General features: G+C 48.6%; 9 protein-coding genes and 1 tRNA gene. 4 read left to right on the forward strand and 6 right to left on the reverse strand.

Annotated features, from left to right (window positions below):
- Positions 1-38: 38 nt before the first annotated feature.
- From ONT18_RS08025 to ONT18_RS08040, 4 genes are all read right to left on the reverse strand, one after another.
- Positions 39-1373 carry a dihydroorotase gene (locus tag ONT18_RS08025; protein WP_264904825.1) on the reverse strand — a complete coding sequence of 445 codons (1335 nt, stop codon included), beginning with the start codon at positions 1371-1373 and terminating at the stop codon, positions 39-41.
- A gap of 69 nt (positions 1374-1442) precedes the next feature.
- Positions 1443-2267 (reverse strand): DUF4369 domain-containing protein, encoded by an 825-nt coding sequence (locus tag ONT18_RS08030; RefSeq protein ID WP_022120844.1) that lies wholly within the window; start codon positions 2265-2267, stop codon positions 1443-1445.
- Positions 2268-2417: 150 nt separating this feature from the next.
- Entirely contained in the window at positions 2418-2843 is a 426-nt protein-coding gene (locus ONT18_RS08035) for a hypothetical protein (protein ID WP_022120845.1), read from the reverse strand.
- Positions 2827-3174, reverse strand: coding sequence for an FtsB family cell division protein (locus ONT18_RS08040; protein ID WP_117587884.1), 348 nt, complete (start codon positions 3172-3174; stop codon positions 2827-2829). Before ONT18_RS08040 ends, ONT18_RS08035 begins: the two co-directional genes overlap by 17 nt.
- Before the next feature lie 68 nt (positions 3175-3242).
- Here ONT18_RS08040 and ONT18_RS08045 point away from each other — a divergent pair, with 68 nt between their 5' ends.
- A complete protein-coding gene (locus ONT18_RS08045) occupies positions 3243-5171 on the forward strand; it encodes a DNA polymerase III subunit gamma/tau (protein WP_264904828.1) in 1929 nt (642 codons plus the stop codon).
- A gap of 790 nt (positions 5172-5961) precedes the next feature.
- Here ONT18_RS08045 and asnA read toward each other — a convergent pair.
- The gene (gene asnA, locus ONT18_RS08050) at positions 5962-6999 is read right to left on the reverse strand and encodes an aspartate--ammonia ligase (protein WP_217326770.1); all 1038 of its coding nucleotides are present in this window, start codon (positions 6997-6999) and stop codon (positions 5962-5964) included.
- 257 nt (positions 7000-7256) lie between these two features.
- Between asnA and ONT18_RS08055 the strand changes: the two genes are divergently transcribed.
- The 3 genes from ONT18_RS08055 to ONT18_RS08065 all read left to right on the forward strand — a co-directional run bounded on the left by ONT18_RS08055 (position 7257) and on the right by ONT18_RS08065 (position 10901).
- A tRNA-Arg gene (locus ONT18_RS08055) sits at positions 7257-7330 on the forward strand.
- Between the two features lie 34 nt (positions 7331-7364).
- Complete coding sequence (pepT, locus tag ONT18_RS08060; protein WP_153086377.1) at positions 7365-8588, forward strand: peptidase T; 1224 nt, start codon at positions 7365-7367, stop codon at positions 8586-8588.
- A 57-nt stretch (positions 8589-8645) separates the two neighbouring features.
- Positions 8646-10901, forward strand: coding sequence for a cation:proton antiporter (locus ONT18_RS08065; protein WP_264904829.1), 2256 nt, complete (start codon positions 8646-8648; stop codon positions 10899-10901).
- A 59-nt stretch (positions 10902-10960) separates the two neighbouring features.
- Here the strand turns inward: ONT18_RS08065 and ONT18_RS08070 are convergent, their stop codons facing one another.
- Positions 10961-11836, reverse strand: a complete 876-nt coding sequence (locus tag ONT18_RS08070) for a DUF5715 family protein (protein WP_264904831.1) — start codon at positions 11834-11836, stop codon at positions 10961-10963.
- Between the last annotated feature and the right edge of the window lie 217 nt (positions 11837-12053).

Raw genomic sequence — 12053 nt, forward strand, 5'->3', positions numbered from 1 at the left:
GATATTTTATTTTACAATCCCCGTAAGATTTTCCTTTTTCAGGAATTGCTTCTGAACTCCAGTTCCTCTCCTCTGCAAGCGGCATCAAACACGCCTTTGTTATAGATAAGATGACCGTTACAGAAAGTCTGTTCCACTTTCCATGCAAACTCGTCACCCTCTACAGGGCTCCATTTACACTTGCTCTGAATCACCTCTTCGGTCACCTTCCAAGGCTCTCCCTTGCGCACCACAACGACATCTGCCTTATAACCCGGACGCAGGAAGCCGCGCTGACTGATATGGAACAGACGGGCTGGATTATGGCACATCAGTTCAACCAGACGCTCGATACTGATTACCTTTTCGTCAACAAGTTTCAGCATGCTTACCAGCGAGAACTGTACCATCGGCATACCTGATGCAGCCTTGGCACAACCGCCCTGCTTATCCTTCAACTGATGAGGAGCATGATCAGTACCTACTACAGTTATCTTACCATTACTCAGCGCCTTACGCAAAGCCTCGCGGTCAGCAGCGGTCTTTACTGCAGGGTTGCATTTGATGCGTGCGCCCTTCACAGCGTAATCTTTATCCGAGAACATGAGATGAGCCACAACAGCCTCGCCTGTAATATTTTCATCCTTACCGAAGAACTCCAGTTCCTTAGCCGTAGTAACGTGAGCGATATGTAGATGCGCACCGCTTTCCTTAGCCAGCTGCACCGCCAGACGGCTGCTTTCATAGCAAGCCTCCTCGCTGCGTATTTCCGGATGATGTTCTACGGCAGGGTCCTCACCCCATTTCTGCTTAGCCAGCTGCATGTTACGGTTAATGATTTCGGTATCCTCACAGTGGGTCATCACCGGCAAATCCAGCTCTTTCGCCTTCTTGAAGATAGCCTGCAGTGCCTCATATTTATCCACCAGCATATTGCCCGTACTGGAGCCCATAAAGAGCTTGATTCCCGGCACACGATGCGTATCGAGCTGCTCAAAATCATTTACATTATCATTGGTAGCACCAAAGAAGAAACTGTAGTTCACATGACTCTTCTCAGCGCCCAGCTGCCGCTTTGCCTGCCAGGCCTCCAGAGTGGTAGTCTGAGGTACCGTGTTAGGCATCTCAAAATAACTGGTCACACCACCAAAGGCAGCAGCGCGGCTTTCGCTCTCGATGTCAGCCTTCTGCGTAAGTCCCGGCTCACGGAAGTGAACATGATCATCAATCACACCCGGCAAAACAAAACACCCCGAGGCATCGATGACTTCATCGTAATTGCCACGGGGTGCCTCGCCTTCATATATCTCCTTGATAAATTCACCATCCAACAAGAGGTCGCCCACAAAAGAGCGACCCTCATTTATAATGGTTCCATTCTTGATTAATTTCATATTACTAAACTTATAAAATGAAGAGTTTTACAAGATGTTAATGCCCAAGACCTTGAAAGAGCCCTGTTTCTACTCCTGACCTTCCTGTTTTTCAGGAATCGTAGGCGCAGCCAGTTCGTTAGCTGTAGGTGCCGGAGCCGCATCAGGATTTACCTGTGGAGCCGCTTCCATCTCTGGCTGCATGCCGCTCTGCGCATCTCGGGTACCATTCATAATCTCCTGATTTTCTTGAGCTTTCTTATAATAGTCCTTTACATAAGGATCATTCTTGAAATAGTCGGTAGCCTTGCTCATGATATCCTCAATCCAAGGAGAGAGCATCGGATACTGGTTGCCCATTGTAACGAGGAAGAAGACGCCCGGTCCCAGCACATTGTTGAAGTTGTCGGTAACAAACGAAGTGATGAGCTTGTCTTCCTGCTCAGAGAGGCGGATGGATTCCTCGTTCAGATGCTTGTTGACAGCCACCATATCGCTACCGTTCATGATAGCCTGGTCGTGCTTGTGTACCAGTTCGCGCAACTGATTCTGAATCTGCTGGTATTTCTTGAAGAATCCGAAGAGTTTATCGTTCATAGGAGTACCGCTTACCACCTGCTGTGTATCATCGAGCTTCACCGTAATGCTTCCACTCTCCAGCACCAGCGGCAGCACAGGGTCATCATCCATGAAGATATTCGCCATCTTCATAGAGTCGACAGAACCCTGAAAATGGAACTGTCCGTGCACTACATCGCAAGAATCCACGTTCTTGAAATCGTTGTTTTCCAGTATCTTAAGGTACAGCATGCGTCCGTCCAGAGTACTTACGTTAGAAGTACCCGAGATATCGTAACTGTTGGCACAAGATGCAAGTGCCATCAAGGCAATGAATGCGTAAAATATTCTATTCATAAGCTATCTATATCACTTTCGGTGAACAAAAGTACAATCTTAATTTGAACTGACGAAATAAATTGCAGCAATTTAATTCATTCTTACAAGATTTATGTTTTGTTTGCACTCCTATTGCCCACCGAAAGCTTTTTTCTCGTCCTTTCTATATTACTGATTGTTTTCCTTCTTCAGTTCATGAGAGATGCGATGCGTGGTATACAGTTCCAGCAGGGCTGCGATGAGAAGGAAGACTACCCACTTATTATAGAAATAGGTGATATAGGTCTCATAATTCTCAAACCAGCGGCGCAGGAAAGCATACACCGTATCTACCATCGAGATGCCTGAGAGCACGAAGAAGATGTCTGCTACATACTGCATGCGCTTCAGGCGGTGGATTACCAGCGAAGATCCCTCATAGAACTGCATCGCCTGCATTACACTGAAGAGTATGGTGCCCAGCAGGAACCCCCAGCTCGTTACCTGCACCAGCTGCGGATGTGAAAAACCAAATGCGAAGCAAGCCGCACCGACAACCATCAGCACGCCGCCCAGCAAGAAAATAGCACTTTCCAGTTTACTCAATTGTTTCATTTTCGTCTTGTTCGTTAGTTTTTTCCGGAATATCCGAACTCAATACAAAGATGTCTTCATCATCAGCCTTCATGAAATAACGCTGGCGGGCTATCTTCTCAAATGCCCGCGCACCATGCTGCATATCACGCAGGGTATGCTTGTCGTTTTCATACTGCTCACGATATTTTTCTATCTCCGAACGGAGCGTAGCTATCTCTATCTGGTACTTAATGTGCTGTCTTACACTATTGTCGTCAACTACACCAACTACCAGAACACCCGCTACAATCACTATAAGATACTTATAATGAGCGAGATAATTCCATATAATACCAAGTTTTTTACTCATTTCTTCCGAATTTGTTTGCAAAGATAATATTTTTTTGTTATCTTTGCATCATCAATTAAGAAAAAATAATGGAAGAGTATATAGTTTCTGCAAGAAAGTACCGTCCGATGACCTTCGATTCGGTTGTCGGACAGAGTGCATTGACCACCACTTTGAAGAATGCAGTGAAGAGCGGCAAGCTGGCGCACGCCTATCTTTTCTGCGGTCCGAGAGGTGTGGGCAAAACCACTTGTGCCCGCATTTTTGCGAAGGCAATCAACTGCGAGCATCCTCGTGAAGACGGCGAGGCATGCAACGAATGTGAGAGCTGCCGTGCCTTCAATGAGCAGCGTTCCTACAACATCTTCGAGCTGGATGCCGCCAGCAACAACGGTGTTGACCAGATTAAGGTTCTGATGGAGCAGACCCGCATTCCGCCTCAGGTGGGCAAGTATAAGGTGTTTATCATCGATGAGGTCCACATGCTCTCTACAGCTGCCTTCAACGCCTTTCTCAAGACGCTGGAAGAGCCACCTCAGCATGTCATCTTCATCCTCGCCACTACCGAGAAGCATAAGATTCTGCCTACCATCCTGAGCCGATGCCAGATTTACGACTTCGAGCGAATGACGGTAGCCAATACCATCAACCACCTGAAGATGGTGGCTGAGAAGGAAGGCATACAATATGAAGAGCAGGCGCTCGCCGTGATAGCCGAAAAGGCTGACGGAGGTATGCGCGATGCCCTCTCTATCTTCGACCAGGCTGCCAGCTTCTGCATGGGCAACATCACTTACCAGAAGGTAATCGAGGACCTGAACGTGCTCGACAGCGACAACTATTTCCGTCTGGTAGACCTGGCTCTGGAGAATAAGGTGGCCGAGATGATGGTTACACTCGACGGCATTCTGAGCCGCGGTTTCGATGGCGGCAACATGATACAGGGGCTTGCCCAGCACGTGCGCAATGTGATGATGGCGAAGGATCCTCAGACCCTGCCTCTGCTCGAAACCAGCGACGACCAGAAAGCCAAGTTCCAGGCTCAGGCCCAGAAGGCACCTACACCTTTCTTATATAAGGCGCTGGAACTGATGAACCAGTGCGATATCCATTACCGCGCCAGCAGCAACAAGCGATTACTGGTAGAGCTCACCCTGATACAGATAGGCCAGATTACGCAGCCCGAGGATCAGGATGTGCCTAGTGCGGGGCGTACGCCCAATAGATTAAAATCCCTGTTTCAGAAACTCCTGGCTCAGTCTAAGCTTGCCTCTCAGGGTGCAGGTTCTGAGCCTTCAGGCAGCAGCGAAAACCGGTCATCACAGCCGGGAGCGTCTGCTGCTACAGCTACTGCTGTGCCTTCGTCAGGGGCACCGACAGCCGCTTCTGCAGCCTCCAATGCTGCATCTTATCCTGCATCTTATTCTGCATCTGCCACCGCAGCCGCATCTGCCTCTCCAGAAGGCTCAGCCGCTGCCGGAGCTGCTACTGATGCTGCATCGCCTCACAAGCCACGACTCAAGAATATCAAGCTGGGCGGCATAGGCATGACTTTCTCTAACCTGAAGAAGAGGGAGGAGAACCAGCGCCGTCTGCACAGTCCGTATGATGATACCAATGAGGAAAAAGCGACCATCACGGGCGACCAGAACGAGTTCACCCAGGAGCAGGTGGAAGCAACATGGTTCAGTATGTGCATGAGAATGCAGAACAAGCTGGATTTCATAGGCTTAGCCAACCGCATGAAGAGTATTGTACCGAAGATAACCAACTATCCGCAGATAGAGGTTATCATCAACAACCAGCTCTTGCTAGACGACGTTTTGAACATCAAAAACCGCATTCTCAAGACTTTCGTCTTAGGTCTTCACAACAGCGAACTGAGCATCACCTACCGCCTTGCCGACCAGGAAGAGGTAGGCAAGGTTCTTACCAAGAATGAAGTTCTGGAACTTCTTATGGAGAAGAACCCGGCGATGAAAAAACTCACAAAGGACCTGGATCTGGTTATGACGTAAAAGACACTTCACACGATACGAAATTCTCCACTCCATGTAGGACAACCTATACGGAGTGGAGAAACTAGTACTATCTTCCCCCAAATGCTGCCATTATACCCGGGCGTATGATGCCCAAGAGGTTATTCAGTATTCAGTATTCAGTTTTTTTCGCGATAGTTACCTTTTATATGGTTACAAATTGTAAGTAATTATTTTATATTATATATATATATTATTATATATATATAATATACTATCTATACAGAGAGTGGTAACAACAGCGAAAAAAACTGAATACTGAATACTGAATACGTTCCACGTAATCGGTTATTACTTTGTAATATACTGGTTTATAGCGCAAAACATAGTTTTCTACACCTCAAAACATAGAGATGCGTCCCATGAAACATAGAGTTATTTCTCTTTACTAAGTTTCAAATCGTAAGCTGCTGAAAATCGCTCCTTATCACACGCCTAAATTTGTTAGATACCAGAAATCTTCGTATCTTTGCACCGGCAATCGAAAGAACAGTCTTTAGTGCCTCGCTCGAGTCTTCTATTAAGACCAACACGGGTTATAAATGATGGCAGACGCCGGTCATCAATGAAGCCCCCGAAAACGGCAGAAACGGGGCGTTCTGGGGAATTTGAACCAACTAGGTTAGTGTCATACCGACACACAACAAAAAAAAGCCCCCGATGCAGAAAAGCACCGGGAGCCTTCGTAAGCAAATTATTATTATCTTAAAAAGATCAACTGAATATGCAGCACATCACAGTATACACCATGAAGCACCGACAGAAAGGCTTAAATGAGGTTCATGCCCGCTTCCTCAGCCTCCTTGCGCATCTCCTCAGGCCAGATGCTAGCCTGGATCTCACCAATGTGAGCCTTATGAAGCAATACCATGCACAGACGGCTCTGACCGATACCGCCACCAATGCTCAGAGGCAACTTGTCGTTCAGGAGCTGCTGATGGAAATAAAGCTTCTCTCTATCCTCCTTGCCCTCCAGCTTAAGCTGACGCAGCAGACTCTCCTTATCGACACGGATACCCATAGAACTGAGCTCGAAACTGCGACCCAGAACAGGATACCAGATGAGGATATCACCATTCAGTCCCATCTTGCCGTTCTCAGCCACGGTGCTCCAGTCATCATAGTCAGGAGCTCGGCCATCATGCTTCTTGCCATCGCTCAACTTGCCTCCGATGCCCTCTACAAATACAGCGCCATACTTCTTGCAGATTTCATCCTCACGCTCCTTAGGAGAAAGGTCTGGATACATATCGAGCAAATCCTGCGCATGAATGAAATGAATTTCCTTAGGCAGGAAAGGCTTCAGCTGAGGATAATGCTCGCAAGCCAGGAACTCGGTACGCAAGATGGCACCATAGATGCGGCGCACGATATTCTCGAGGAAGGCGATGGTACGGTCTTCCTTGGTAATCACAGCCTCCCAGTCCCACTGGTCAACATAGAGCGAATGAAGATTATCCAGCTCCTCGTCAGCACGGATGGCGTTCATATCTGTATATACGCCATAAGCAGGCTCAATCTCATACTCGGCAAGCGTCAGTCGCTTCCACTTGGCAAGAGAATGAACCACCTCAGCCTGGGCTTCGCCCAAATCCTTGATAGGGAAACTTACAGGGCGCTCTACGCCGTTCAGGTCATCATTGATACCAAGACCCTTCAATACGAAGAGCGGAGCGGTAACACGACGCAGACGGAGCTCGGTGCTCAGGTTTTGCTGGAAGAATTCTTTTATCATTTTAATACCCATTTCGGTCTGGCGCATATCCAGCAGCGCCTTGTACCCTTCAGGTTTTATCAAATTGCTCATTTTTATTTCATATTTAGTATTTGCGCTGCAAAGGTACAAAATAATAATTAATCTGCAAGCATTTTTCCGTATTTTTTCGCAAAATGATAGCATTTTTAAGTTTTTTAGTAGCATTTTGTAGAACAATTTGCAAATACACATTATATATATGAAAAAATCTGCCCCAAATATTTGGTTATTTCAAATAAAAGCAGTAATTTTGCAGTCGACTTCCGTTTCGATGTCATACAACCGGAGAAACGGGCGGCAGAAAAGAGGGTCTCGTAGCTTAGCTGAATAGAGCGTCAGATTCCGGTTCTGAAGGTCGTGGGTTTGAATCCCACCGAGATCACCCGAAACAACAGAAATGATTAATAATTGAAAACATGGATTTAGTAGAACGATTTATAAACTATACGAAATTCGACACACAGTCGAGCGAAGAATCGACCAGCGTGCCTAGTACGGCAAAACAGCTCGAATTTGCCAAGTACCTGAAGAAGGAACTTGAGGACGAAGGACTGAGCGATGTCGAAATGGATGACATGGGCTATATCTATGCCACTCTGAAGAGCAATACCAAGAAAAAGACTCCTACCATCGGATTTATTTCACACATGGATACATCGCCTGATGCCAGCGGAAAGGATGTAAAGGCGCGCGTCATCAAGAACTATGACGGCAACGACATCGAGCTGAGCCCGGGCATCATTTCAAGCGTTGAGACTTTCCCAGAACTGAAGGCTCACAAGGGAGAGGATATCATCGTGACAGACGGTACTACCCTGCTGGGTGCTGACGACAAGGCGGGCATCGCTGAAATCGTACAGGCTATGTGCTATCTGCGCGACCACGACGAAATCAAGCACGGAGATATCCGAGTAGGTTTCAATCCTGACGAGGAAATCGGTATGGGTGCGCATCATTTCGATGTAGAGAAGTTTGGCTGCGACTGGGCGTACACCGTAGATGGCGGCGACCTGGGCGACCTGGAATATGAGAACTTCAATGCTGCCGGAGCTAAGATCGTCATCAAGGGCGTGAGCGTTCATACAGGCTATGCCAAGGGAAAGATGGTGAATGCAAGCCGACTGGCTGTGGAATTTCAGAACATGATTCCTGAGAACGAGACTCCTGAGCAGACTGAAGGCTACCAGGGTTTCTACCACCTCATCGGCATCGAGAGCCGCTGCGAGGAGGCAAAACTCAGCTACATCATCCGAGATCACGACCGCAACAAGTTTGAAAGCCGCAAGGATTTCATCGAGGACTGCGTGAACAAGATGAACGAGAAGTATGGCGACGGAACCGTAAAGGCGGTTATCTACGACCAGTACTATAACATGAAGGAGAAGATTGATCCTAACATGCACGTCATTGACATCGTGCTCAGAGCGATGCAGGAGAGCGGCGTTCCACCTCGCGTAGAACCTATCCGCGGCGGTACCGACGGAGCCCAGCTGAGCTTCAAGGGTCTGCCTTGTCCTAACATCTTCGCCGGCGGTGTCAACTTCCACGGCCCTCATGAGTTTGTGAGCATCCAGGTAATGGAGAAGGTAGTGAAGACCATCGTGAAAATAGCGGAAATCACAGAAGAATTTAATGACTAATACAGATATGGGGAATTTAGACACATCTAAATTCCCCTTTTTCATAAACAGAAAAATATGGCTGAAATTCCATTTTTAGTAAAAGACCTCGCCCTTATCCTGATGGTAGCAGGCATCGTAACCCTCATCTTCAAGAGGCTCAAGCAGCCGCTGGTGCTGGGATACATCATGGCGGGATTCCTGGTTTCGCCACACATGTCCTACACCATGTCGGTAGTCGACGAGACGGATATCCAGACCTGGGCCGACATCGGTGTCATCTTCACCCTCTTCTCGCTCGGTCTCGACTTCTCGTTCAAGAAAATCGTGAAGATGGGTGCCTCTCCCATCATCGCCACCGTGGTCATCGTGTTCTGCATGATGATGCTGGGCATCAGCGTAGGCCACAGTTTCGGCTGGGGCAGGATGGACTGCATCTTCCTGGGCGGTATGCTCGCCATGAGCTCCACCACTATTATATATAAGGCATTCGATGATATGCGGCTGCGCACCCAGAAGTTTGCCTCGATGGTGATGAGCGTGCTGATACTGGAAGATATCCTGGCTATCGTGATGATGGTGATGCTGTCGGCGATAGCGAGCGGGAGCAGTCCCGACGGCGGGCAGATGCTTGCCTCTATCGTGAAGATAGGCTTCTTCCTGGGCGTGTGGTTTATCGTGGGTATCTTCGCCATTCCGTGGTTCCTGCGTTCGGTGAGGAAACTTATCAATGCCGAAACCCTGCTCATCGTTTCGCTGGGTCTGTGCTGCGGCATGGCGGTACTGAGCACCAAGGTGGGGTTCAGCAGCGCCTTCGGAGCCTTCGTCATGGGCAGCATACTGGCAGAAACCATTGAGGCAGAAAAGATTATCAAACTCGTAGAACCGGTAAAGAATCTCTTCGGAGCCATCTTCTTCGTATCGGTAGGTATGCTGGTAGACCCGAAGATTCTGGTAGAATATGCCGTTCCTATCCTCGCCCTGGTGGGCACCATCCTGGTAGGTCAGGCGATATTCGGCACCTTCGGATTCATGCTCGGAGGCGAGTCGCTGAAGTCGGCGATGCGCTGCGGTTTCTCGATGGCTCAGATTGGTGAGTTCTCTTTCATCATCGCCTCGCTGGGTCTGTCGCTCGGCGTCATCAGCAAGTTCCTCTATCCGGTAGTGGTAGCAGTGAGCGTCATCACCACCTTCCTTACACCTTATATGATCCGTCTTGCCACACCTACCTATCAGGTGATGGAGAAACATCTGCCCGACAAACTCATCCATATTCTGAACCATTTTGCGATGAGTCATCCCCAGACGCAGCAGCAGAGCAAGTGGAAATCGCTGATCCGCCAGATGCTGGTCAACACCACCGCCTACTCTATCCTCTCGGCAGCCGTCATCGCCCTGATGTTCACCTTCGTGCTGCCGCTGATGCGCAATCTGCTGCCCGGCTGGCATCTCCACTGGTATGCCAACGCCATCACCGGTCTGCTTACCGTACTATTCATCTCACCATTCCTACGCGCCATCGTGATGAAGAAGAACCACAGTGCCGAGTGGAAACGCCTCTGGGTGGAGAGCAGCATCAACCGCGTGCCGCTGCTCTTTACGGTGTTCGTGCGCTTTATGATAGCACTGGCTTTCATCTTCTACATCATCAATTTCCTCTCGCGCTTTACCAATGCGCTGATTGTCTGCATCGGTGCAGCAGTAGTAATGCTGATGATAACCTCCCGCCACATCAAGAAGCGTAGCATCGTGATGGAGCGCGTCTTCGTTCACAACCTCCGCTCGCGCGATATTGCGGCTCAGGTGAATGGCGAAAAGCGGCCGCTCTACGAGGGCAGACTGCTAGACCGGGATATCCACATCAGCGAATTTGAAGTGCCAGAGGACAGCAGTTGGACGGGCAAATCGCTGCGAGAGCTGCATCTGCGCCAGCGGTTCGGTGTAGACCTGAGCAGCATTCACCGCGGCTCTCACCGGCTGAACATCCCGAACGGCGACATGATCATCTTCCCGGGCGACAAACTGCAGGTAATCGGCAACGACGACCAGCTGCAGAAATTCAACACCGCCCTGCAGAGCGACCTGCTGCCTGAGGAGGCTGAAATAGAAAAGCGCGAGATGAAGCTCAGCCAGCTCATCATCAGCGGCGGCAGCGAATTCCTGGGAAAGACGCTGATAGAAAGCGGAATAAGAGATAAATACAACTGTATGGTGGTAGGACTGGAAGAGGGCCGGGAAAATCTGACGCACGTATCCCCTACCCGAGTCTTCAAGAAGGGAGACATCATCTGGATAGTGGGAGAAGAAGCTGATTTGAAGAGAATCAAGAATTAAATAAAAAAACTTTCGTAAGTAAGCTTCTGCCCTTTCAGGGCGTGCCGGGAACAACCAGATTACTTCACGGTGATATGGAAGCAACCCTGCTTCACCTCATATTTAATATAGCAGCGGTTCTTGTTGCGGAAATCGCGGAGCACCTCGGAGAACACCCATTTCAGGGTATCATTCTGCACCTGGCGGCGAGGCTGTTCACGGGTCTGAATCTGCTTGTAGCGGTTGTAGCAGATATCGAAGGTAGTACCATAGAGATGACACGAATTCTCGGTAGCATTACCGTTTCGGGTACGCAGTTTCGCCACATCATCCTTGGTGCGCAGAATGCTCGTCACGATAATCTTATGCAGCGGAATGCCCTTGATCTGCAGCGAATCAAAATAGGCACGGCCGATATCCTGGAGCAGCACAGAGGCACGAGGCACCAGGTAAGGAATACTGTTGTTCAGCTTGTCGACATAAAAGAAAGGATTGCTGCCCACATACACCAGCTTGCCCTTGCTGTTCTCCGCCTCCAGACGGTTCTGTACCGGTTTCACACCATGCTTAGTAGCCGCCAGAATCTGCACATCCTGCTGGTCGGGGAAAGTATTGCCGAAATGAGGCACCGAGAAGATACGATGCTTCACCTCCCTGCCATCCTTATCGAAGAAGATTGATGGCTTGCCGCCCTGTTCCGTATCAGGCATAACAGAGAGTTCATCCTTCTTCAGGTTCTCAGCCACATTCCCTTCAGTATCAGCCGATGCATCAGAAATCTCAGCAGAAGAAGCATCAGAAGCAGCCGAATCCTTCGCTGCCACGAGCGTAGAATCAGCCGCACCAGCAGCCGCAACCTTCGGTTTTGCTACTCCCGGGAAGATGACTCTTACCAGCGCCAGAAGCAAAACCACAATACCAAAACCCTGTAAATATCTGTTCTTACTAATCTTCATAATTATCTTATTTTCACGAAATAATATTCTATATTCTTCAGGCAAAACGGGAACCGCATCGCCAAATTTAGCTGCAAAGGTAACAAAATCTCTCGAAAAAATAGCTTTTTTAATATTTAAAGAATGTTTTATTCGCCGAAATTTGCTCATTTCATGGAAAAGTAGTAATTTTGCAGCGTTATATAACAAAATATTAGATAGGATAGTTTAAACTTTA

Source organism: Segatella copri (genome assembly GCF_026015295.1).
GTDB classification, from domain to species: Bacteria; Bacteroidota; Bacteroidia; order Bacteroidales; family Bacteroidaceae; genus Prevotella; species Prevotella copri_C.